23 protein-coding genes and 1 tRNA gene are annotated in these 22511 nt (G+C 40.3%); 21 read left to right on the plus strand and 3 right to left on the minus strand.

Annotated features, from left to right (window positions below; genetic code table 11):
* The 5 genes from AC3E9F_RS00200 to pflA all read left to right on the plus strand — a co-directional run bounded on the left by AC3E9F_RS00200 (position 1) and on the right by pflA (position 5367).
* Positions 1-1257, plus strand: coding sequence for a DNA recombination protein RmuC (locus AC3E9F_RS00200; protein WP_263394073.1), 1257 nt, complete (start codon positions 1-3; stop codon positions 1255-1257).
* Entirely contained in the window at positions 1247-2188 is a 942-nt protein-coding gene (locus AC3E9F_RS00205; RefSeq protein WP_263394072.1) for a 3'-5' exoribonuclease YhaM family protein, read from the plus strand. Before AC3E9F_RS00200 ends, AC3E9F_RS00205 begins: the two co-directional genes overlap by 11 nt.
* Before the next feature lie 102 nt (positions 2189-2290).
* Complete coding sequence (purR, locus tag AC3E9F_RS00210; protein WP_214262488.1) at positions 2291-3115, plus strand: pur operon repressor; 825 nt, start codon at positions 2291-2293, stop codon at positions 3113-3115.
* 72 nt (positions 3116-3187) lie between these two features.
* Positions 3188-4441: a diaminopimelate decarboxylase gene (locus tag AC3E9F_RS00215; protein WP_263394071.1), complete on the plus strand. Its 1254-nt coding sequence runs from the start codon at positions 3188-3190 to the stop codon at positions 4439-4441.
* Between the two features lie 131 nt (positions 4442-4572).
* Positions 4573-5367, plus strand: a complete 795-nt coding sequence (pflA, locus tag AC3E9F_RS00220) for a pyruvate formate-lyase-activating protein (protein ID WP_263394070.1) — start codon at positions 4573-4575, stop codon at positions 5365-5367.
* A 73-nt stretch (positions 5368-5440) separates the two neighbouring features.
* Here pflA and yidC read toward each other — a convergent pair whose 3' ends face one another.
* Positions 5441-6367 carry a membrane protein insertase YidC gene (yidC, locus tag AC3E9F_RS00225; RefSeq protein WP_263394069.1) on the minus strand — a complete coding sequence of 309 codons (927 nt, stop codon included), beginning with the start codon at positions 6365-6367 and terminating at the stop codon, positions 5441-5443.
* 77 nt (positions 6368-6444) lie between these two features.
* Positions 6445-6723: an acylphosphatase gene (locus AC3E9F_RS00230; protein ID WP_001174501.1), complete on the minus strand. Its 279-nt coding sequence runs from the start codon at positions 6721-6723 to the stop codon at positions 6445-6447.
* A 33-nt stretch (positions 6724-6756) separates the two neighbouring features.
* Between AC3E9F_RS00230 and AC3E9F_RS00235 the strand changes: the two genes are divergently transcribed.
* The 11 genes from AC3E9F_RS00235 (at position 6757) to AC3E9F_RS00285 (ending at position 15683) form a co-directional block, all read left to right on the plus strand.
* Positions 6757-7497: a TrmH family RNA methyltransferase gene (locus tag AC3E9F_RS00235; protein ID WP_263394068.1), complete on the plus strand. Its 741-nt coding sequence runs from the start codon at positions 6757-6759 to the stop codon at positions 7495-7497.
* A gap of 53 nt (positions 7498-7550) precedes the next feature.
* The gene (locus AC3E9F_RS00240) at positions 7551-8234 is read left to right on the plus strand and encodes a Bax inhibitor-1/YccA family protein (RefSeq protein ID WP_263394067.1); all 684 of its coding nucleotides are present in this window, start codon (positions 7551-7553) and stop codon (positions 8232-8234) included.
* Positions 8235-8329: 95 nt separating this feature from the next.
* Positions 8330-9322 carry an aspartate--ammonia ligase gene (asnA, locus tag AC3E9F_RS00245; protein WP_070677014.1) on the plus strand — a complete coding sequence of 331 codons (993 nt, stop codon included), beginning with the start codon at positions 8330-8332 and terminating at the stop codon, positions 9320-9322.
* A gap of 59 nt (positions 9323-9381) precedes the next feature.
* Complete coding sequence (gene rsmD, locus AC3E9F_RS00250; RefSeq protein ID WP_263394066.1) at positions 9382-9921, plus strand: 16S rRNA (guanine(966)-N(2))-methyltransferase RsmD; 540 nt, start codon at positions 9382-9384, stop codon at positions 9919-9921.
* Entirely contained in the window at positions 9911-10399 is a 489-nt protein-coding gene (gene coaD, locus AC3E9F_RS00255; protein ID WP_214262481.1) for a pantetheine-phosphate adenylyltransferase, read from the plus strand. The genes rsmD and coaD overlap by 11 nt, the downstream gene beginning before the upstream one ends.
* Positions 10383-11420: a SepM family pheromone-processing serine protease gene (locus AC3E9F_RS00260; RefSeq protein WP_214262480.1), complete on the plus strand. Its 1038-nt coding sequence runs from the start codon at positions 10383-10385 to the stop codon at positions 11418-11420. Before coaD ends, AC3E9F_RS00260 begins: the two co-directional genes overlap by 17 nt.
* 57 nt (positions 11421-11477) lie before the next feature.
* The gene (locus AC3E9F_RS00265) at positions 11478-11708 is read left to right on the plus strand and encodes a DUF1146 family protein (RefSeq protein WP_033587493.1); all 231 of its coding nucleotides are present in this window, start codon (positions 11478-11480) and stop codon (positions 11706-11708) included.
* Positions 11709-11732: 24 nt separating this feature from the next.
* Positions 11733-13019 carry a UDP-N-acetylglucosamine 1-carboxyvinyltransferase gene (gene murA / locus AC3E9F_RS00270; protein WP_263394065.1) on the plus strand — a complete coding sequence of 429 codons (1287 nt, stop codon included), beginning with the start codon at positions 11733-11735 and terminating at the stop codon, positions 13017-13019.
* Positions 13012-13200: a DNA-directed RNA polymerase subunit beta gene (locus tag AC3E9F_RS00275; protein WP_195183716.1), complete on the plus strand. Its 189-nt coding sequence runs from the start codon at positions 13012-13014 to the stop codon at positions 13198-13200. Before murA ends, AC3E9F_RS00275 begins: the two co-directional genes overlap by 8 nt.
* A gap of 203 nt (positions 13201-13403) precedes the next feature.
* Positions 13404-14231 (plus strand): DNA/RNA non-specific endonuclease, encoded by an 828-nt coding sequence (locus AC3E9F_RS00280; RefSeq protein WP_263394064.1) that lies wholly within the window; start codon positions 13404-13406, stop codon positions 14229-14231.
* Positions 14232-14351: 120 nt separating this feature from the next.
* Positions 14352-15683: a hemolysin family protein gene (locus AC3E9F_RS00285; RefSeq protein ID WP_263394063.1), complete on the plus strand. Its 1332-nt coding sequence runs from the start codon at positions 14352-14354 to the stop codon at positions 15681-15683.
* An 86-nt stretch (positions 15684-15769) separates the two neighbouring features.
* On the opposite strand, the gene AC3E9F_RS00290 is transcribed toward AC3E9F_RS00285, so the two are convergent.
* Positions 15770-15840 (minus strand) — tRNA-Cys (locus AC3E9F_RS00290).
* 178 nt (positions 15841-16018) lie between these two features.
* Between AC3E9F_RS00290 and AC3E9F_RS00295 the strand changes: the two genes are divergently transcribed.
* From AC3E9F_RS00295 to AC3E9F_RS00315, 5 genes are all read left to right on the plus strand, one after another.
* Positions 16019-17998, plus strand: a complete 1980-nt coding sequence (locus AC3E9F_RS00295) for a peptide ABC transporter substrate-binding protein (RefSeq protein WP_263394062.1) — start codon at positions 16019-16021, stop codon at positions 17996-17998.
* A gap of 65 nt (positions 17999-18063) precedes the next feature.
* Positions 18064-19560: an ABC transporter permease gene (locus AC3E9F_RS00300; RefSeq protein WP_178895474.1), complete on the plus strand. Its 1497-nt coding sequence runs from the start codon at positions 18064-18066 to the stop codon at positions 19558-19560.
* Positions 19560-20486 carry an oligopeptide ABC transporter permease OppC gene (gene oppC / locus AC3E9F_RS00305; protein ID WP_006150281.1) on the plus strand — a complete coding sequence of 309 codons (927 nt, stop codon included), beginning with the start codon at positions 19560-19562 and terminating at the stop codon, positions 20484-20486. Before AC3E9F_RS00300 ends, oppC begins: the two co-directional genes overlap by 1 nt.
* A gap of 8 nt (positions 20487-20494) precedes the next feature.
* Positions 20495-21562, plus strand: coding sequence for an ABC transporter ATP-binding protein (locus AC3E9F_RS00310; RefSeq protein WP_006150205.1), 1068 nt, complete (start codon positions 20495-20497; stop codon positions 21560-21562).
* A gap of 10 nt (positions 21563-21572) precedes the next feature.
* The gene (locus tag AC3E9F_RS00315) at positions 21573-22499 is read left to right on the plus strand and encodes an ATP-binding cassette domain-containing protein (RefSeq protein ID WP_263394061.1); all 927 of its coding nucleotides are present in this window, start codon (positions 21573-21575) and stop codon (positions 22497-22499) included.
* Positions 22500-22511 lie beyond the last annotated feature (12 nt).

Genomic DNA, 22511 nt, shown 5'->3' on the forward strand with positions numbered 1-22511 from the left:
ATGGAGATTATATTACTACTGTTACTAATTGCTAACCTAGCCGGCCTCTTTCTTATTTGGCAAAGGCAGGACAAGCAGGAGACATATCTGACCAAGAGTTTGGAAGACCAGGCAGATTATCTGTCAGATCAGCTGGATTATCGTTTTGAGCAAGCTCGACAAGCTAGTCAGCTCGACCAAAAAAATCTTGAAGTGGCTGTCAGTGACCGTTTGCAGGAGGTGCGAATCGAGTTGCACCAAGGCTTGACTCAGCTTAGGCAGGAGATGAATGAGAACCTTCTCCAAACTAGAGATAAGACCGACCAACGCCTCCAAGCCTTGCAGGAGTCAAATGACCAACGCTTAGAACAAATGCGCCAAACGGTCGAGGAAAAGCTAGAAAAGACCCTACAGACACGCTTGCAAGCATCCTTCGAGACAGTTTCCAAACAGCTGGAATCTGTCAATCGTGGTCTTGGAGAAATGCAGACAGTTGCGCGAGATGTCGGTGCCCTTAACAAGGTCTTATCTGGAACAAAGACTCGAGGAATTCTAGGAGAATTGCAACTGGGCCAAATCATAGAGGACATCATGACCCCTGCCCAGTACGAACGAGAATTTGCAACGGTTGAAAACTCGAGTGAACGAGTAGAATACGCTATTAAGTTGCCTGGACAAGGCGACCAAGAATATGTCTATCTGCCGATTGACTCTAAATTCCCACTGGAAGATTATTACCGCTTAGAAGAAGCCTATGAAGTGGGTGACAAGGATGAAATCGAACGTTGTCGCAAGTCACTCTTAGCCAGCGTCAAGCGCTTTGCCAAGGATATTAAGAGCAAGTACATAGCGCCACCTCGGACGACCAATTTTGGGGTCTTGTTTGTTCCGACAGAAGGCCTTTACTCAGAAATCGTTAGAAATCCGATTTTCTTTGATGGTTTGAGACGGGAGGAACAGATTATTGTTGCAGGGCCAAGTACCCTATCAGCCCTTCTCAATTCCCTATCGGTTGGTTTCAAAACTCTCAATATCCAAAAAAGTGCGGATCATATCAGCCAAACTCTTGCTAGTGTTAAAACTGAATTTGGCAAGTTTGGAGGCATTCTGGTCAAGGCACAAAAACATCTCCAACATGCCTCTGGCAACATTGATGAATTATTAAACCGTCGTACTACAGCTATCGAGCGAACGCTCCGTTACATTGAGTTATCAGAAGGTGAGCCAGCGCTTGACCTACTCCAGTTCCAAGAAGATGAGGAAGAATATGAAGATTAGTCACATGAAAAAAGATGAGCTTTTTGAAGGCTTTTACCTGATCAAGTCAGCTGACCTAAGACAGACACGTGCTGGGAAAAACTACCTAGCCTTTACCTTCCAAGATGATAGTGGGGAAATCGAAGGGAAACTCTGGGATGCCCAACCTCACAACGTTGAGGCCTTTACTGCAGGGAAGGTTGTCCACATGCAGGGACGTCGGGAAGTTTATAACAATACTCCACAGGTCAATCAAATCACCCTTCGCTTACCTCAGCCAGGTGAACCCAATGACCCAGCAGACTTCAAGGTCAAATCACCAGTGGATGTTAAGGAAATTCGCGAGTATATGGCACAGATGATTTTCAAGATTGAAAATCCCATCTGGCAACGTATCGTTCGGAGTCTTTACACCAAATATGATAAAGAATTTTATTCCTATCCAGCAGCAAAAACAAATCACCATGCCTTTGAGACAGGACTTGCTTATCATACTGCCACTATGGTTCGTTTAGCTGAAGCTATCGCAGATGTATATCCACAGCTGAATAAGAGCTTGCTCTACGCCGGAATTATGTTGCATGACCTAGCCAAGGTTATTGAGTTAACAGGTCCCGATCAGACAGAGTACACAGTAAGAGGCAATCTTATCGGCCATATCGCTTTGATTGATAGCGAAATTACCAAAGCGACAATGGAACTTGGTATTGATGATACTCGAGAAGAAGTCGTTCTTCTACGTCATGTTATCCTCAGTCACCATGGATTACTCGAGTATGGTAGTCCTGTTCGTCCTCGTGTGATGGAAGCTGAAATTATTCATATGATTGATAATTTGGATGCCAGCATGATGATGATGTCGACAGCTCTGGCTCTTATTGATGAGGGTGAAATGACCAATAAAGTCTTTGCTATGGACAATCGTTCCTTCTACAAGCCGAAATTAGACTAGAAACTAAAAAAATGAGCTTTATTTAGGCAGTAAAGTTCGTTTTTTTTGTTTTAGTGTGATATAATGAGAAAAAGACTAATAAAAAAGAATGGTGAATAACTAATGAAATTAAGAAGAAGTGATCGGATGGTTGTTATTTCCAATTACTTGATTAACAATCCATACAAATTAACCAGTCTCAATACCTTTGCGGAAAAGTATGAATCTGCTAAATCTTCTATTTCAGAAGATATTGTCATTATTAAACGTGCCTTCGAAGAGATTGAAATCGGCCATATTCAAACAGTGACAGGTGCTGGTGGCGGTGTTATTTTCACACCATCTATCTCTACCCTTGAGTCTAAAACAATCATTGAAGAGCTTCGCAGCAAACTTTCAGAGAGCGACCGCATTCTTCCAGGTGGGTACATTTATTTGTCTGACCTATTGAGTACGCCAGCTATTTTGAAAAATATCGGCCGCATTATTGCCAAGAGCTTTATGGATCAAAAGATTGATGCTGTGATGACTGTTGCAACCAAAGGGGTTCCGCTTGCAAATGCAGTAGCAAATGTTCTCAATGTACCTTTTGTCATTGTTCGTCGTGACTTGAAAATCACTGAGGGTTCAACTGTTAGTGTTAACTATGTTTCAGGTTCTAGTGACCGTATTGAAAAAATGTTCCTTTCAAAACGGAGTCTTAAAGCAGGAAGTCGTGTCTTGATCGTTGATGATTTCTTAAAAGGAGGAGGAACTATTAATGGTATGATTAGCCTTTTAACAGAGTTTGATTCTGAGTTGGCTGGTGTAGCTGTCTTTGCCGACAATGCGCAGGAAGATCGTGAGCAGCAGTTCGACTACAAATCACTCTTGAAGGTTACGGACATTGATGTGAAGAATCAACAAATTGCTGTTGAAGTTGGAAATATCTTTGACGCAGAAAAATAAAAATTGACTTGAAATACAAAGGTTGGAACTTTCGTCCCAGCCTTTCTTTGATAATGGATATGAAGGAGTCCTATGAAAACACCATTTATTAAACGTGAAGCCTTAGAAAAGATCGTTGAAGAGTTTCCAACACCTTTCCATCTCTATGACGAAAAAGGCATCCGTGAGAAAGCACGCGCAGTAAACAAAGCCTTTTCTTGGAATAAGGGTTTTAAAGAATACTTCGCAGTAAAAGCAACTCCAACTCCAGCTATCTTGAAAATTTTGCAAGAAGAAGGATGTGGAGTGGACTGTTCTAGTTATGTAGAGCTCTTGATGAGTCACAAATTAGGATTTTCTGGTTCCGATATGATGTTCTCGTCCAACAATACCCCAGACCAAGAGTACACCTATGCCAGGGAATTGGGGGCTACAATAAATTTAGATGCATTTGAAGATATTGAGCATTTAGAACGTGCAGCAGGCATCCCTGAGATTATCTCATGCCGTTACAATCCCGGTGGAGTATTTGAACTCGGAACAGACATTATGGATAATCCTGGTGAAGCTAAGTTCGGGATGACTAAGGAACAGCTTTTTGAAGCCTTTGCCATCTTGAAAGAAAAAGGAGCTAAAACCTTTGGGATTCATTCCTTCCTAGCTTCCAATACAGTAACTCACCTCTACTATCCAGAATTAGCACGTCAGCTCTTTGAGTTAGCTGTAGAAATCAAGGGGAAATTGGGTATTTCACTAGATTTTATCAATCTTTCTGGAGGTATCGGGGTCAACTATCGCCCAGACCAGGAGCCAAATGATATTGCTTTGATTGGTGAAGGAGTTCGTCAGGTTTATGAAGAAGTCCTCACACCAGCAGGTCTTGGGCAAGTTAAGATATTTACAGAACTTGGGCGCTTTATGTTGGCACCTCATGGAGTTCTGGTTACAAGAGTAACCCATAAAAAGAAAACATACCGAACTTATCTCGGAGTAGATGCGTCAGCTGTTAACCTGATGAGACCGGCTATGTATGGAGCCTATCACCACATCACCAATATGATGAATCCTGATGGTCAGACTGAAGTGGTTGATGTTGTTGGTTCTCTTTGTGAAAACAACGACAAGTTTGCAGTAAATCGTGAGCTACCTCAAACAGAAATTGGTGATTTGTTAGTGATTCATGATACAGGTGCCCATGGATTCTCTATGGGTTACCAGTACAATGCCAAACTTCGTTCAGCAGAGATTCTCTATACAGAGGATGGAGATGCTCGACAAATCCGTAGAGCAGAGCGACCTGAGGACTATTTTGCGACTCTCTATGGCTTTGACTTTGACAAGGACTAGAAGAATTTTGAAAATCATGAAAGTTGAAAGTGAAAAACAGATTGTTTTCTAAAAAATAGACAAAATCTATTGTTTTTCCTTTCAAGCGTGATATAATAAAATTATAAAACGGTTTCAAGGAAGGTGACGTGATGTCAGAAGAAACAATAGACTACGGAAAAGTGACAGGAATGGTACATTCGACAGAGAGTTTTGGGGCGGTAGATGGTCCCGGGATTCGTTTCATTGTCTTTTTGCAGGGCTGTCAGATGCGTTGCCAGTATTGTCATAACCCGGACACATGGGCGATGGAAACCAATAAATCTCGTGTACGAACAGTAGACGATGTTCTAGAAGAAGCGCTTCGTTTTCGTGGTTTCTGGGGAGATAAGGGTGGAATTACGGTCAGTGGAGGGGAAGCTCTCTTACAGATTGATTTCCTAATTGCTCTCTTTACAAAAGCAAAAGAAAAAGGAATCCACTGTACCTTGGATACTTGTGCCCTTCCATTTCGTAATAAACCACGTTATCTAGAGAAATTCAACAAACTAATGGCCGTGACAGACTTGGTTCTTCTTGATATCAAGGAAATCAACGAAGCACAGCACAAGATTGTAACCAGTCAGACCAACAAAAACATCTTGGCATGTGCGCAGTACTTGTCAGATATTGGGAAACCTGTTTGGATTCGTCATGTTCTCGTACCAGGATTGACAGACCGTGATGAAGATTTGATTGAACTCGGTAAGTTCGTAAAAACTCTTAAAAACGTTGATAAGTTTGAAATCTTGCCTTACCACACTATGGGAGAATTCAAATGGCGTGAACTTGGCATTCCGTATTCGCTTGAAGGCGTTAAACCTCCAACAGCAGATCGTGTCAAGAACGCTAAGGAATTGATGGATACAGAAAGCTATCAAGATTACATGAAACGTGTACATGGATAAAAAGAAGCCTGATGGGGACATCGGGCTTTTCTGGTATCAAAAAAGCTTAGCCAAAATGCTAAGCCTTTTATTTTTATCTAGAATGTTGTTTTCCAGAATTGCGTTTTTTATTTTTCTTCTTAGCAGAAGTTGAGATAACTGCTGTTGGTTCAGGAGTTACATCTTTACGAGCAGCTGAAGTTTTGTTTGCTTTTGGTGGGTTCTTTGCAAATTCTTCGCGTACTTTTTTACGAAGTTTTGGACGGATGATGTAGTTGACGATGAATTGTTGAAGGATCATCATGAAACCACCGACAACCCAGTAAAGTGTAACGCTGGCTGGTGAGAAGATAGAGAACATGACGATCATCATTGGACTCATGTAAATCATCTTCTTGAGTTGTTCTCTTTGAGTCTCGTCCTCAACTCCGTGTAGAGAAAGGAGTGATTGGATGTAGTAGAGAACACCTGCGCAGGCAATGAGAATCCAACTTGGAGATCCCAATGCAATTCCTAAGAAGCTAGCTTCAGAAACACCTTCTGTATGTTGAGCAGCAAAGTAGATAGCAGAGAAGAAAGGCATTTGAATGAGGATAGGGAAACATCCTACACCACCAAACATACTAATACCATGCTCTTTTTGAGCAGCAAAGAGAGCTTGTTGAGCTTCTAGTTTTTCTTCCTGAGTAGTTGCTTCTTTCAGACGAGTTTGATGTGGCTCAAGAACATGCTTGAGGGCGTTCATCTTTTCAGAGTGAAGAGTTGCCTTCCATGATTGGTAGATACCAAGTGGTAAAATAATTAAGCGGACGATAATGGTTACGATAATAATAGCGACCCCGAAGCCTAGCCCTTTATCAGTAGCAAAGTACTTGATAGCTTCAGCCATAGGTGCCCCTATAGTATTCCAAATAAATCCTGTTGGTTGTCCGGTTGCTTTATCAACCTGGACACAGCCTGTTAAGACCAATAGCATAGCCACTCCCATGATAGAGAGGGCGATTCGTTTAATTGATTTCACTGTTTTCATTCCTTCTTAAAAAATTATACCTTTCTATTCTACTGTTTTTTTGGAAAATATACAATAGTTCTAGAGACCTAATTTGCGACTTTGAAGTCTGAATAGGATGGGAAGTTGCTTAATTGGACATCAAGATAGGTTACTTTTGAGAAGGGAGTTGGACCTTTTCGGATTTCTTGGATAAACTTAGCCATGATGGCTGACGACTCTGCTTGGGCAAGAATTTCAACAGTTCCATCATCGTTGTTCCACACTCGACCAGTGATTCCACCTAGTTCGAGGGCGAGGGTATAGACACCCCAGCGGAAGCCAACTCCTTGGACACGACCTTGGGCAATCATTTTGACCTTTTGCATACCAAACCTCCTTGATTGTGTTATAATATTTCTATGACTATTATAACCTCAAAAGCCAATTCTGTGGTAAAAAATGCCAAGAAATTGCATCAAAAAAAATATCGAAAGTCTTCTTATTTAATTGAAGGATGGCATTTGTTTGAAGAGGCTGTTCAAGCAGGTGCAAAGATTGAGAGGATTTTTGCCCTTGCAGAGTATGATGAAAAACTAATTGACTATCCTCAGACTGTCTTTGTGACCGAAGAGATTTTGTTTGATTTAGCAGATTCTCAAACGCCTCAAGGCATTGTTGCTATTGTTCAAAAGGAAGAAGAGCAGTTGCCGGATTTGAGCCAAGGAAAGTATCTCTTCTTAGAAGACGTGCAGGATCCTGGAAATGTTGGCACAATGATCCGAACGGCAGATGCAGCTGGATTTTCAGGAGTCATTGTCTCAAGCAAGTCAGCAGATATTTATAGCTTGAAGACTCTCCGATCCATGCAGGGCAGTCATTTTCATTTGCCGATTTATCGGATGCCTGTTGAAACATTTGTAGAAGAGGCTAAAAAGAGCAATTTACCAATTCTAGCAACCACCTTATCACAAAACTCTAAAGACTATCGTGAGCTTACTCGGCTAGAGAATTTTGCCCTAGTTATGGGAAATGAAGGTCAAGGCATTAGCCCATTCATGACAAATCAGGCAGACCAACTGGTTCATATTACCATGAAAGGGCAAGCGGAAAGTCTCAACGTTGCCATTGCTGCAGGCATACTCATGTTTTATTTGAGTTAAATTGTTTTATTTTTGTTATAATCAGTAAAAAGATTTCATAAGGAGAAAAAGATATGAATCAAACAATTATTCAAGAACGTTCTGGTCTGAATCAATTTTATGCAAAAGTCTATGCTTTTGTCGGGATTGGGATTGCCTTATCTGCAATTGTTTCAGCCTTGATGTTAACAACCTTTCAAGATCTTCTTGTTCAGTTAATGCTTAACGCTCGCGTATGGCTAATCGTAACAGGAATTGTTGAAGTTGCTCTAGTGATTTTTGCAAGTGGTTTAGCAGCAAAGAATAGTCCAGCAACTCTTCCGATATTCCTGCTATATTCAGCGGTCAATGGTTTCTCACTAAGCTTCATTGTGTCACTTTATCTTCCAGGGACAGTTCTGACAGCCTTTATCTCCAGTGCGGCCCTCTTCTTTGTGATGGCTATCGTAGGAGTAGTCATTAAAAAGGATTTGAGTGGAATCGGTCGTGCTTTGATTGCAGCCTTATTTGGTTTGATACTAGCCATGGTTATCAATATCTTCTTAAATAGTGACCTTATGGATTATATCATTAGTATCATTATGGTTCTTGTCTTTTCAGGATTGATTGCTTGGGATAATCAAAAAATTCGTTATGTTTACGAAGAGTCAGATGGCCAGGTAGCTACTGGTTGGGCAATTTCTTTAGCACTTAGCCTCTACCTCGACTTTATCAACCTCTTCCTTAGCTTCTTACGAATTTTTGGAAGAAACGATTAATACTTTTAGAGCTCAAATGAGCTCTTTTTTAATTTTTACTTTCATTTTCACCAACAAAAAGGTATAATCTTTTTATTATTCAAAAGGAGCAACGTATGAAGAAAAGTTTTATCCATCAGCAAGAAGAGATTTCCTTTGTAAAAAATACCTTTACCCAATATTTGAAAGATAAGTTAGAAGTCGTAGAAGTACAGGGACCAATCTTGAGCAAGGTTGGGGACGGGATGCAGGATAACCTTTCAGGTATTGAACACCCAGTATCTGTTAAAGTTCTGCAAATTCCAGATGAAACCTATGAGGTGGTGCATTCCCTTGCTAAGTGGAAACGCCATACCTTAGCACGTTTTGGTTTTGGTGAAGGAGAAGGTCTCTTTGTTCATATGAAGGCTCTTCGTCCGGATGAAGATTCACTAGATGCGACTCACTCAGTTTATGTCGACCAGTGGGACTGGGAAAAAGTCATTCCAAATGGGCAACGCAATCTAGCCTATCTCAAGGAAACAGTTGAAAAGATTTACAAGGCTATTCGTTTAACAGAGTTGGCAGTCGAAGCCCGTTATGATATTGAGTCAATCTTGCCGAAGCAAATTACCTTTATCCATACTGAAGAATTGGTAGAACGCTACCCAGACTTAACTCCAAAAGAACGTGAAAATGCTATCTGTAAGGAATTCGGTGCAGTTTTCTTGATTGGTATCGGTGGCGTATTGTCAGATGGAAAACCCCATGACGGACGCGCACCAGACTATGATGACTGGACAACTGAGTCTGAAAATGGTTATCATGGCTTGAATGGAGACATCCTTGTTTGGAATGATAACTTAGGTGCGGCCTTTGAGTTGTCTTCTATGGGAATTCGTGTTGATGAAGACACCCTTCGTCGTCAGGTTGCGATTACAGGAGATGAAGACCGTTTATCCCTAGAATGGCATAGGGCTCTCTTGAACGGACTCTTCCCATTGACAATTGGTGGAGGGATTGGACAGTCACGTATGGCGATGTTCTTGCTTCGTAAGAAGCACATCGGTGAAGTCCAAACTAGTGTTTGGCCACAAGAAGTCAGAGATACTTACGAAAATATTCTTTAAAGAATCGAACCGATAGGTTCGATTTTCTTATTTCATCAGAATTTGGTATAATATACCTTATGAAAATCGTATCAGGAATCTACGGAGGCCGTCCTTTAAAGACCTTGGACGGGAAAACGACGAGACCGACATCGGACAAAGTCCGAGGAGCTATCTTCAATATGATTGGTCCCTACTTTGAAGGAGGGCGTGTGCTAGACCTCTATGCTGGTAGTGGTGGCTTATCCATTGAAGCAGTTTCAAGAGGAATGTCGAGCGCTGTTCTAGTCGAGAAGGATCGCCGAGCCCAGGAGATTGTGGCAGAAAATATCAGGATGACCAAGGAGACATCTAAGTTTCAATTATTGAAAATGGAATCCAGTCGTGCATTGGAGCAAGTGGATGGTGTCTTTGATCTCATCTTTTTGGACCCTCCCTATGCAAAGGAACAGATCGTATCTGACATTGAAAAAATGGCTGAGCGTGATCTTTTTTCAGATGATGTCATGGTGGTTTGCGAGACCGATAAATCAGTAGAACTTCCAGAAGAAATCGCCTGTTTAGGCATCTGGAAGGAAAAAATATATGGGATTAGTAAGGTGACGGTTTATGTCAGATAAAATTGGCCTATTTACAGGTTCTTTTGATCCAATGACCAATGGTCATTTGGATCTCATCGAGCGTGCAAGTAAGCTCTTTGATCAATTGTATGTGGGAATTTTTTATAATCCACACAAAAATGGATTTTTACCGATAGAAAGTCGGCTAAAGACTGTTGAAAAAGCAGTGGCACATCTAAAAAATGTTCAGGTCATATCCTCTCATGATGAATTAGTCGTTGATGTTGCTAGAAAACTAGGTGTAGAGGTTTTGGTGCGTGGCTTGCGTAATGCGACTGATCTTCAGTACGAAGCCAGTTTTGATTTTTATAACCATCAATTAGCAGGAGAAATTGAGACAGTCTATCTCCATGCTCGACCAGAGCATATTTACATCAGCTCTTCAGCTGTGAGAGAACTATTGAAATTTGGTCAAGATATCAGCGAGTATGTACCAAATGCTGTCTTGGAGGAGTTAAACAATGAAGAAAAAAACTAGATGGCCCATATATCTAATCATCGGGCTTATTGTCACTTTTATCGCTTTTACGGTGCCTCTGCCTTACTACATTGAGGTGCCAGGGACTTCAGAAGATATTCGAAAGGTTTTACAAGTCAATAACCAACCGGACCAAGAAGAGGGTTCTTATCAATTTGTAACGGTTGGAGTTAAACACGCTAGAATGGTGGACTTGGTTTATGCTTGGTTAACACCTTTTACAGATATTCGTAGTGCCAAAGAGATGACAGGGGGTTCTTCGGATGCAGAATATATGCGAATCAACCAGTTTTACATGGAAACTTCGCAAAACATGGCCAAATATCAGGGTCTGAAGTCGGCGGGTAAAGAGATAGAACTCAAATACCTGGGAGTCTATGTTTTGACCGTAACAGACAACTCAACCTTCAAGGGAATTCTCAATATTGCTGACACTGTAACAGCTGTGAATGATAAGACTTTTGAAAGTTCCAAGGAGATGGTCGACTACGTCAACTCTCAAACGCTAGGTGACAAGGTTAAGGTTACTTACCAAGAGGACGGGAAAGTCAAAACTGCTGAAGGAAAAATCATTACTCTGGAAAATGGGAAAAATGGGATTGGAATCGGTTTGATTGACCGCACAGAAGTGTCAAGTGATGTGCCAATCAAGTTTTCAACGGCTGGTATTGGTGGTCCAAGTGCAGGAATGATGTTTAGTTTATCCATCTATACTCAAATTGCAGACCCAACTCTTCGAAACGGACGCATTATTGCTGGTACAGGAAGTATCGATAGAGATGGGAATGTTGGCGATATTGGTGGGATTGACAAAAAAGTTGTTGCTGCAGCAAAAAAGGGAGCGACTGTATTCTTTGCTCCTAACAATCCAGTAACGGAAGAAGCTAAAAAGGCCAATCCCAATGCTAAAAGTAATTATGACACGGCTGTAGAAGCTGCTGAAATGATTAAAACGGACATGAAGATTGTTCCAGTTAAAACGCTTCAAGATGCAATTGACTACTTGAAAAACAACCCCTAAAATACGGTGTGAGTCCATAGACTAGCGTAGAAAAAGAGAAGATGGTATAATAGGCAGATGATTCAATTGTTTTTTACCCTCAGTAGTCATATGTTTTTTGTCTACCTGGTTTTTCAACTCTTGAAAGATTTGGTCAAATGGGATCAAATTTTGAAGGTGACTAAGGACAATGCGAGGAAGGTACGACTTTTGGTCGTATTGTGTAGTATCGGTTTAGGATATCTGATTAGCTCTTTTTTCCTAAATCTCTACCAATTATGGCAAGAAGCAGTACGGACATTATTCTAAACTCGAAAGTAAAGGAAAATAGTTATGGAAAAAATTGTAGTTCGAGGTGGCGATAATCGCCTTGTCGGAAGTGTCACCATCGAGGGTGCAAAAAATGCAGTTTTACCCCTACTTGCGGCGACGATTTTAGCAAGCGAAGGAAAAACAGTTTTAAAAAATGTTCCTATCTTATCAGATGTTTTTACCATGAACCAGGTCGTTCGTGGTTTAAATGCCAAAGTAGACTTTGATCAAGAAGCACATATTATTGAAGTAGATGCAACAGATGACATCACAGAAGAAGCACCTTATAAGTATGTCAGCAAGATGCGTGCTTCAATTGTAGTCTTGGGTCCAATCCTAGCTAGAGTTGGTCACGCTAAAGTTTCGATGCCAGGTGGCTGTACAATTGGTAGTCGTCCGATTGACCTTCACCTTAAAGGTTTGGAGGCAATGGGAGCTCAGATTACTCAAACGGCAGGTTATATCGAAGCTAAGGCAGAACGCTTGCATGGGGCCCATATCTATATGGATTTCCCAAGTGTAGGCGCAACCCAAAATTTGATGATGGCTGCAACGCTTGCTGATGGAGTCACTGTTATTGAAAATGCAGCACGTGAACCTGAAATTGTAGACTTGGCTGTCCTCTTGAATAAAATGGGAGCTAAAGTCAAAGGTGCGGGGACAGAGAGCATTACCATCACTGGTGTTGAAAACTTGCATGGTGCAACCCATAACGTTGTTCAAGACCGTATCGAAGCAGGGACATTCATGGTTGCTGCTGCAATGACAGGTGGAGATGTCCTAATTCAAGATGCTATCTGGGAACACAATCGACCATTGATAGCGAAATTACAGGAAATGGGTGTTGAAGTCATTGATGAGGATGAAGGTATCCGTATCCGTTCTCAACGAGACAAACTAAAAGCAGTTCATGTTAAGACACTTCCGCATCCAGGGTTTCCTACGGACATGCAGGCGCAGTTTACTGCTCTTATGACGGTTGCTCAAGGAGAATCGACTATGATTGAGACAGTCTTTGAGAATCGTTTCCAACATCTAGAAGAAATGCGTCGTATGGGCTTGCATTCTGAGATTATCCGTGATACAGCTCGTATTGTCGGAGGTCAACCTCTCCAAGGGGCAGAAGTGTTGTCTACAGACCTTCGTGCAAGTGCAGCCTTGATATTGACAGGCTTAGTGGCCGAGGGTGAGACAGTTGTTGGAAAACTTGTTCATTTGGATAGAGGCTATTATCGTTTCCATGAAAAATTAGCTCAGTTAGGAGCTAATATTGAACGGGTAAGTGTGGAAGCTGATGAAGATGAATAAACAAGGATCTTATGTATTACGTAGATTCCTACTAGTTATAATTGTCCTACTTCTAGGGGTCTTAGCACTTGGAATTGGCTTGATGATTGGCTACGGTATCTTAGGCAAGAGTCAAGATCCATGGGCAATTTTAGCACCAGAAAAATGGCATGAGTTAATTGCGAAATTTACAGGAAAATGAGAGTGGGACAGAAATCGGTAATTCGTTAGAATTCGATTTCGTTGTCCCACCTCCGCACAGTTGAGTAGGGCTGTAAAAGCTGATGAAATCAGCGTAGTAGATCCCACTCAGCCACTGCGTCTTGATCGACAATCCAAAGACAATTGAGAGGCTAGGACTTTTGTCCCAGCTTCTTTTCTAGGAAGTGAAATGAAGGAGAAAACATGAAAAAAAAAACCAGACAGGCCCTCATAGGTCTTCTGATTTTCCTACTTTTATCGGCAGGAAGTTACTACATAAAAGAAATGCAGGCTTCGAATGCCACACCACGAACACAGGTACAACAGAAGTCAGGGTCGCTTGATACTCCAAGTCAAGAATTGGCTGAGAGTGTATTGACAGACTCGGTTAAAAAACAAATAAAGGGGACTCTTGAGTGGAATGGAGCAGGAGCCTTTATTGTCAATGGGAATAAGACTAATCTGGATGCAAAAGTTTCAAGTAAACCTTATGCTGATAATAAAACAAAAACTGTAGGTGGAGAGACGGTCCCAACGGTAGCCAATGCCCTTATGTCAAAAGCAACAAGACAGTACAAAGACCGTGAAGAAACTGGGAATGGCTCAACCTCTTGGACGCCAGCAGGATGGCATCAAGTCAAAAACCTAAAAGGAACTTACAATCATGCAGTAGATAGAGGACATTTATTAGGTTACGCCCTGATTGGTGGTTTAGATGGCTTTGATGCATCTACTAGCAATCCCAAAAATATCGCTGTACAAACGGCCTGGGCCAATCAAGCACGCGCAGAAGATTCAACGGGACAAAACTACTATGAAAGTTTAGTTCGAAAAGCCTTGGATCAAAACAAACGCGTTCGTTACCGTGTCACATTGCTCTACGCAACAGAAGAAGATTTGGTCCCTTCTGCATCTCAGATTGAAGCCAAATCATCTGACGGGGAATTGGAGTTTAATGTTGTGATTCCTAACGTTCAAAAGGGAATTCAGTTAGACTACCGAACAGGCAAAGTAACCGTAACAAAAGACTAATGAATAGATAGTCCCTTATCTTATTTAGATAGGGGATTTGCTACTGAAATCGTAATTTAATGTGTAGAAGTTGAAAAATATGGTATAATAGTCACAATTATACTTTTTAGGAGAAGGAAAATGGAAGACCCGAGCAGTCAGGATTTGTTACTGCAATTTGTATTATTAGTTGTTTTGACCTTTTTAAATGCTTTTTTCTCAGCAACAGAGATGGCTATGGTTTCGCTTAGTCGCTCACGCGTTGAACAAAAGGCTGAAGAGGGTGATAAAGGCTATATCCGTTTGCTAAAGGTACTTGAAAATCCAAATCACTTTTTATCAACCATTCAAGTTGGTATTACTTTAATTACAATCTTGTCAGGGGCTAAACTAGCAGACTCTCTAGGACAATTGATAGCCTCTTGGATGGGGAATAGCGAGACTGCGTATGCAGTAGCTTCTTTCTTATCACTTGCTTTTTTGACCTATATTTCAATCGTTTTTGGCGAACTTTATCCTAAACGCATTGCTCTAAATCTTAAGGATGCTTTGGCAATCCGAACTGTACCATTTATTATTGCTATCGGTAAGATTGTGAGTCCCTTTGTTTGGTTGCTATCAGCATCAACCAATCTCTTGAGTCGTTTGACGCCGATGACATTTGACGATGCAGATGAAAAAATGACTCGTGATGAGATTGAGTATATGCTTACCAATAGTGAAGAAACCTTGGATGCAGATGAAATCGAAATGTTGCAAGGAATATTCTCGCTAGATGAGCTCATGGCTCGTGAAGTCATGGTTCCTCGGACCGATGCCTTTATGGTAGATATTCAAGATGACACTCAGACGATTATCGAAAGTATCTTAAAACAAAACTTTTCTCGAATCCCTGTCTATGATGATGACAAGGACAACGTGATTGGTTTGATCCACACCAAGAGTCTGCTTAAAGCAGGGTTTACCGATGGTTTTGACAATATCATATTGAGAAAGATTTTACAGGAACCCCTCTTTGTACCTGAAACTATTTTTGTGGATGATCTGTTAAAAGAATTGAGAAATTCACAAAGACAGATGGCTATTCTTCTTGATGAATACGGAGGAATGGCTGGTTTGGTAACACTTGAGGATCTCCTTGAAGAGATTGTTGGTGAGATTGATGATGAAACTGACCGTGCTGAAGTATATGTTCATACTATCGGCGAGGACACTCATATTGTCCAAGGGACAATGAATTTGAACGATTTCAATGATTATTTTGATGTCGAGCTTGAAAGTGACGATGTGGATACCATCGCTGGTTACTATTTGACTGGTGTGGGAACCATTCCAACATCAGAGAAACTCAGCTATGAGTTAGATAGTGGCAATAAGCATATCACATTGACAAATGACAAGGTAAAAAATGGTCGTGTGACCAAGCTTAAGGTTCAAATTCAAGAACTTGAATCAGAAGAAGAAACTGAATAAAATAAAAGCTTTATCAGAGAAAACTGATAAAGCTTTTTTAAGCATTAAAACAAAAAGACTCCATCAGGAGTCTTTCTTTATTATAGAGGCGGTAGACGGATTTGAACCGACGATCAAGCTTTTGCAGAGCCGTGCCTTACCACTTGGCTATACCGCCTTAACTTTTATTATTATACCTTGAAAATTCCTTTCCGTCAACAGTTTTCTTTTCTGAAAACATAAGATTCAGATGTTTAAAAAACATGCGACAAAATATTCTGAAAATTCGTTTACTTTTTAAAAAAACTGTGGTATAATCTTCAATATCCACAATTTAAAACGAGGAGTTTAAAAATATGAAAAAAAGTCGGATTCTTGCGGTAGCGGGTGTTGCGCTACTTGCTACAGGCGTTCTTGCAGCTTGCGGTTCTTCAAAATCATCAAATGCTGAAGCACCAAAGGCTTATGGCTATACTTATACTGCTGACCCAGAAACATTGGACTACCTAATTTCTGGTAAACAAAGTACAAAAGTTGCTACTTCAAATGGTATCGATGGTCTCTTTACAAATGACCAATATGGAAATCTAACTCCTGCAGTCGCTGAAGACTGGTCAGTATCTCAAGATGGATTGACATATACATACAAGATTCGTAAAGGTGTAAAATGGTTCACATCTGATGGTGAAGAATATGCAGAAGTAACTGCAAATGACTTTGTTACAGGTTTGAAACACGCAGCCGACAATAAATCAGCTGCTCTTTACCTAGCACAAAATTCTGTAAAGGGATTGGCTGACTATTTATCAGGGACTAATACAGACTTTTCTGCAGTAGGTATTAAAGCTGTTGATGATTACACTCTTCAATATACATTGAACCAACCTGAACCATACTGGAACTCTAAATTATCTTATGGAATCTTCTGGCCTTTGAATGCAGAGTTTGAAAAATCAAAAGGTAAAGACTTTGGTAAGGCGACAGATCCAACATCATTGCTTTACAATGGGCCATTCTTGCTTAAGGGATTGACAGCTAAGTCTTCTATCGAATTTGCAAAGAATGATCAGTATTGGGATAAAGACAATGTTCACATCGATACTGTAACACTTTCTTACTATGATGGTTCAGACCAAGAGTCACTTGAGCGTAACTTTACAAATGGTGCATATAGTTATGCACGTCTCTTCCCTACTAGCTCAAACTATTCTAAAGTAGCAGAAACATATAAAGATAATATCTACTATACCCCACAGGGAGCTGGTATTGCTGGTTTAGGTGTTAACATTGACCGTCAAAGTTATAAATATACATCAAAAACAACTGACGAGGAAAAGACTTCTACTAAGAAAGCTCTTCTTAACAAAGACTTCCGTCAAGCTTTGAACTTTGCTTTTGACCGTACTGCTTATTCAGCTCAGCTAAATGGTAAGGATGGAGCCGCCCTTGCTGTTCGTAACCTCTTTGTCAAACCTGACTTTGTTTCTGCTGGAGATAAGACATTTGGTGACTTGGTTACTGAGAAAGTTGTTTCTTATGGTGATGAATGGAAAGACGTAAACTTTGCGGATGCTCAAGATGGTCTTTACAATGCTGATAAGGCTAAAGCAGAACTAGCTAAAGCTAAAAAAGTCCTTGAAGCAGATGGTGTAAAATTCCCAATCCACTTGGATATTCCAGTTGACCAAACATCTAAAAACTATATCGCTCGTATCCAATCATTTAAACAATCTGTTGAGACGGCTTTGGGTACAGATAATGTAGTTATCGATATTCAACAAATCACTACAGATGAATTACAAAATGCTACATACTACGCAGCTAGTGCGGCAGCAGAAGATTGGGACCTTTCAGGTGCTGTTGGATGGAATCCAGACTATGATGATCCATCAACATACCTTGACATCTTGAAAACAACTAATAGTGAAACAACTAAGTCCTACATGGGCTATGATAATCCATCAAACCCAGCGGTTGCTCAAGTTGGTTTGAATGATTATGACAAATTAGTTGATGATGCAGCTAGTGAAACAACCGATCTTAATAAACGTTATGAGAAATATGCAGCAGCTCAAGCTTGGTTGACAGATAGCTCACTCTTCCTTCCAGCTATGTCTTCTTCAGGAGCAGCACCAATCATTTCTCGCGTAGTACCATTCTCAGCATCTTATACTCAATCTGGTGATAAAGGTTCAGATGTTTACTTCAAATATCTTAAATTGCAAGCGAACACTGTAACTGCTAAAGAGTACAAAGAAGCTCGTGAAAAATGGCTCAAAGAAAAAGCTGAATCAAACGAGAAAGCTCAAAAAGAATTAGCGAGCCACGTGAAATAAATAATGCTCATTAGAACTTTCTCTCCAAAAGGAGAAGGTTCTTTTGGGATTTTAAAGGAAATAATATGAAAAAATATGTTTTTATGCGTATCTTGCGGTCGTTAGTTTCTATCTTTTTAGTAACGACCTTGATTTACACAATCATCTATACGATGGTTCCACGGAAGTTGATCTTCAAACAAGATACTAACTACAATAAAATTGCAACTACAGCTGATAAACGCGATAACTATGAAAATACCGTTTATGAGCGTATGGGTTATATCGAATATTACGATACAAAAGAGTTGCAGGAAAAAGCTAGTAGCATTGACCCTTCTGTTACAGTAGATGCAAATGATACAAATAAAGCTATCTATGAAAAATACATCCAACAACTTGGGAACGGTTGGACTTTAGGTGAGTTTACAGAGAGCGGTCAATTCTATGCTACTCGTGAAATCCCTATTTTCGAGCGTGTGTTCAAATTCTATGCAAACTTGCTTGATATTGACCATACAAACAAGATTCAAGACCCAGAAAATCCTAACTTAGAGCGTTATTTGCGTTTTGAAAACGATCCAGCGATTGGATGGTCTTTGGTAGGTTCAGGGACTAAACATAAATACCTCTTGTACTTCAACAGTCAGTTCCCATTTGTTCATCAGAACTTTGTGAACTTGAACTTAGGAGATTCTTACCCAACTTATGCCAATACTCCTGTTCTTCAAGTTATCACACAAGGTCAAGGACAAACCAAGACTTCTGAAGTTCAATTCCCAACTGGGAAGAAAACTTCATCAGTCAATATCTACACAAGAACTTATAAATCACCAAGTCAGGCGGATGCACGTGAAGTAGCGAACTACGGTAAAGGTGATCCATATACAGCTACTGAAAGCAACTATCAGTATCCATCTATGATTACCAGTTCTGCTATTGCTGGTTTGATTGGCCTTGCAATTTCGTACGCGATTGCGGTTCCACTTGGTTCTGCAATGGCTCGTTACAAGAATACTTGGATTGATAGTTTCTCTACAGGAGCTTTAACATTCTTACTTGCTCTTCCAACTATCGCTCTTGTCTATATCATTCGTTTGATTGGTTCTTCAATTGGACTCCCTGATTCATTCCCTATCTTGGGTGCTGGAGACTGGCGTTCATATGTACTACCTGCAGTTATTCTTGGTTTACTTGGTGCTCCTGGTTTGGCTATCTGGATTCGTCGTTACATGATTGACTTACAATCACAAGACTTTGTTCGTTTTGCACGTGCAAAAGGTCTTTCTGAGAAAGAAATTTCAAACAAACACATCTTTAAAAATGCTATGGTACCGCTCGTTTCAGGTATTCCAGGTTCTATTATCGGTGTTATTGGTGGAGCTACTCTTACTGAAACAGTCTTCGCCTTCCCAGGTATGGGTAAAATGTTGATTGACTCTGTAAAAGCGTCAAATAATAACATGGTTGTTGGTCTAGTTTTCATCTTTACTTGCGTCTCAATCTTCTCTTACTTAATTGGGGATATTTGGATGACAATTATTGACCCACGTATTAAGTTGACAGAGAAAGGAGGCAAATAATGTCTACAATTAGTAATGATAAATTTCAGTTTGTAAAACGCGATGACTTTGCCTCTGAAGCAATTGATGCTCCTGCCTACTCATATTGGGGTTCTGTTTTTAGACAATTTTTGAAAAAGAAATCAACCATCATCATGCTTGGTATTTTGATTTCAATCGTTTTGATGAGTTTCATCTACCCAATGTTTTCTGATTTCGACTTCAATGATGTAAGTAAGGTAAATGATTTTAGCGCTCGCTACATTAAACCAAATGCGGAACATTGGTTCGGTACAGATAGTAATGGTAAGTCTCTTTTTGATGGTGTCTGGTTTGGAGCCCGTAACTCTATCTTGATTTCCGTTATTGCGACCTTTATCAATATTGTAATTGGTGTTATTGTCGGCGGTATCTGGGGTATTTCAAAATCAGTTGACCGCGTCATGATGGAAGTTTATAACGTTATTTCCAACATCCCACACTTATTGATTGTTATCGTCCTAACATACTCAATCGGAGCAGGTTTCTGGAATTTGATTTTTGCCATGAGTGTAACGACTTGGATTGGGATTGCCTACTCAATTCGTATCCAAATCATGCGTTACCGTGACTTAGAGTACAACCTTGCTTCACGCACACTCGGAACTCCAACATACAAAATTGTCATTAAAAATATCATGCCACAATTGGTATCTGTTATTGTTACGACTACATCACAAATGCTTCCAGCATTTATCTCATATGAAGCCTTCCTATCATTCTTTGGACTTGGATTGCCTATTACAGTACCAAGTTTAGGTCGATTGATTTCAGATTATTCACAGAACGTAACAACAAATGCATACCTCTTCTGGATTCCATTGACAACTTTGGTCTTGGTATCCTTGTCACTTTTCGTAGTTGGTCAAAACCTAGCGGATGCTAGTGATCCACGTACACATAGATAGGAGTAGACATGACAAAAGAAAAAAATGTAATTTTGACTGCTCAAGATATTGTCGTGGAATTTGATGTTCGTGACAAAATTTTGACAGCTATTCGTGGAGTATCTCTGGAGTTGATTGAGGGCGAAGTGCTTGCACTCGTTGGAGAATCTGGTTCAGGGAAATCTGTTTTAACAAAAACTTTTACAGGAATGTTGGAAGATAATGGTCGTATTGCGAACGGTAGTATTCTTTACCGTGACCAAGATTTGACTGAATTTTCTTCTCATAAAGATTGGGAGCAAATTCGTGGTGCGAAGATTGCAACGATCTTCCAGGACCCGATGACCAGTCTTGACCCAATCAAAACAATCGGAAGTCAAATCACAGAAGTTATTGTAAAACACCAAGGGAAAACAGCTCAAGAAGCCAAAGACTTGGCGATTGACTATATGAATAAGGTTGGTATTCCTGACGCTGAGAGACGTTTTAATGAATATCCATTCCAGTATTCTGGAGGAATGCGTCAACGTATTGTTATTGCGATTGCCCTTGCGTGTCGTCCAGATGTTTTGATTTGTGATGAACCAACAACAGCCCTTGATGTGACCATCCAAGCTCAGATTATTGACTTGTTGAAAACACTTCAACAAGAATACCACTTTACAACGATCTTTATCACACACGACCTTGGTGTTGTAGCAAGTATTGCTGATAAAGTTGCAGTTATGTATGCTGGTGAAATCGTTGAGTATGGTACAGTTGAAGAAATCTTCTACGATCCACGTCACCCATACACATGGAGCCTCTTATCAAGTTTGCCACAGCTGGCTGACGATAAAGGAGAATTGTATTCAATTCCGGGAACACCTCCATCACTGTATACTGAATTGAAGGGAGATGCTTTTGCTCTTCGTTCAGATTATGCGATGAAGATTGATTTCGAAGAAAAAGCTCCTCAGTTTGCAGTATCTGATACTCACTGGGCTAAAACATGGTTGCTTGATGAACAAGCTCCAAAAGTTGCAAAACCAGCAGTAATTGCAGATTTACACGATAAGATTCGTGAAAAGATGGGCTTTGCTCATCTTGAGGACTAGGAGGAAGGAAATGTCTGAAAAATTAGTAGAAGTTAAAGACTTAGAGATTTCCTTCGGTGAAGGAAGCAAAAAGTTTGTAGCCGTTAAAAATGCAAACTTCTTTATCAACAAAGGTGAAACATTCTCTCTCGTTGGAGAATCTGGTAGTGGTAAGACAACAATTGGTCGTGCCATTATCGGCCTTAATGATACCAGCAAAGGGGATATCATCTTTGATGGGCAAAAAATCAATGGTAAAAAATCACGTGAACAAGCAGCGGAATTAATCCGTCGCATTCAAATGATTTTCCAAGACCCAGCTGCAAGTTTGAATGAACGTGCAACAGTTGACTATATCATCTCTGAAGGTCTTTACAACCACCATTTATTTAAAGACGAAGAAGAAAGAAAAGAAAAAGTTCAAAACATCATTCGTGAAGTAGGACTTTTGGCTGAACACTTGACACGTTACCCTCATGAGTTCTCTGGTGGACAACGTCAACGTATCGGGATTGCTCGTGCCTTGGTTATGCAACCTGACTTCGTGATCGCGGATGAGCCAATTTCAGCCTTGGACGTTTCAGTGCGTGCCCAAGTTTTGAACTTGCTCAAGAAATTTCAAAAAGAATTGGGCTTGACCTATCTCTTTATCGCCCACGATTTGTCAGTAGTTCGTTTCATCTCTGATCGTATCGCGGTAATTTATAAGGGTGTCATTGTTGAAGTGGCTGAAACTGAAGAATTGTTTAACAATCCAGTTCATCCATACACACAAGCACTTTTATCAGCTGTGCCGATTCCAGATCCAATCTTGGAACGTAAGAAAGTTTTGAAAGTCTATGATCCTAATCAACATGACTACGAAACTGATAAACCTTCTATGGTTGAAATTCGTCCAGGTCATTACGTTTGGGCTAACCAAGCAGAATTGGAACGCTATAAAAAAGAAATGAAATAATCAATAAAGTTT

Source organism: Streptococcus sp. SCPM-O-B-15277 (M60), assembly GCF_058200335.1.

Coding starts and splice junctions, on each gene's coding strand:
- AC3E9F_RS00230 (WP_001174501.1), bottom strand. CDS start 6,723: ATGCAAAAGGTCAAAATGATTGCCCAAGGTCGTGTCCAAGGAGTTGGC.
- AC3E9F_RS00215 (WP_263394071.1), top strand. CDS start 3,188: ATGAAAACACCATTTATTAAACGTGAAGCCTTAGAAAAGATCGTTGAA.
- AC3E9F_RS00310 (WP_006150205.1), top strand. CDS start 20,495: ATGACAAAAGAAAAAAATGTAATTTTGACTGCTCAAGATATTGTCGTG.
- AC3E9F_RS00205 (WP_263394072.1), top strand. CDS start 1,247: ATGAAGATTAGTCACATGAAAAAAGATGAGCTTTTTGAAGGCTTTTAC.
- AC3E9F_RS00280 (WP_263394064.1), top strand. CDS start 13,404: ATGAAAAAAAAAACCAGACAGGCCCTCATAGGTCTTCTGATTTTCCTA.
- AC3E9F_RS00315 (WP_263394061.1), top strand. CDS start 21,573: ATGTCTGAAAAATTAGTAGAAGTTAAAGACTTAGAGATTTCCTTCGGT.
- AC3E9F_RS00295 (WP_263394062.1), top strand. CDS start 16,019: ATGAAAAAAAGTCGGATTCTTGCGGTAGCGGGTGTTGCGCTACTTGCT.
- asnA (WP_070677014.1), top strand. CDS start 8,330: ATGAAGAAAAGTTTTATCCATCAGCAAGAAGAGATTTCCTTTGTAAAA.
- AC3E9F_RS00200 (WP_263394073.1), top strand. CDS start 1: ATGGAGATTATATTACTACTGTTACTAATTGCTAACCTAGCCGGCCTC.
- AC3E9F_RS00235 (WP_263394068.1), top strand. CDS start 6,757: ATGACTATTATAACCTCAAAAGCCAATTCTGTGGTAAAAAATGCCAAG.
- AC3E9F_RS00265 (WP_033587493.1), top strand. CDS start 11,478: ATGATTCAATTGTTTTTTACCCTCAGTAGTCATATGTTTTTTGTCTAC.
- murA (WP_263394065.1), top strand. CDS start 11,733: ATGGAAAAAATTGTAGTTCGAGGTGGCGATAATCGCCTTGTCGGAAGT.
- rsmD (WP_263394066.1), top strand. CDS start 9,382: ATGAAAATCGTATCAGGAATCTACGGAGGCCGTCCTTTAAAGACCTTG.
- AC3E9F_RS00240 (WP_263394067.1), top strand. CDS start 7,551: ATGAATCAAACAATTATTCAAGAACGTTCTGGTCTGAATCAATTTTAT.
- coaD (WP_214262481.1), top strand. CDS start 9,911: ATGTCAGATAAAATTGGCCTATTTACAGGTTCTTTTGATCCAATGACC.
- pflA (WP_263394070.1), top strand. CDS start 4,573: ATGTCAGAAGAAACAATAGACTACGGAAAAGTGACAGGAATGGTACAT.
- AC3E9F_RS00300 (WP_178895474.1), top strand. CDS start 18,064: ATGAAAAAATATGTTTTTATGCGTATCTTGCGGTCGTTAGTTTCTATC.
- AC3E9F_RS00285 (WP_263394063.1), top strand. CDS start 14,352: ATGGAAGACCCGAGCAGTCAGGATTTGTTACTGCAATTTGTATTATTA.
- purR (WP_214262488.1), top strand. CDS start 2,291: ATGAAATTAAGAAGAAGTGATCGGATGGTTGTTATTTCCAATTACTTG.
- oppC (WP_006150281.1), top strand. CDS start 19,560: ATGTCTACAATTAGTAATGATAAATTTCAGTTTGTAAAACGCGATGAC.
- AC3E9F_RS00275 (WP_195183716.1), top strand. CDS start 13,012: ATGAATAAACAAGGATCTTATGTATTACGTAGATTCCTACTAGTTATA.
- AC3E9F_RS00260 (WP_214262480.1), top strand. CDS start 10,383: ATGAAGAAAAAAACTAGATGGCCCATATATCTAATCATCGGGCTTATT.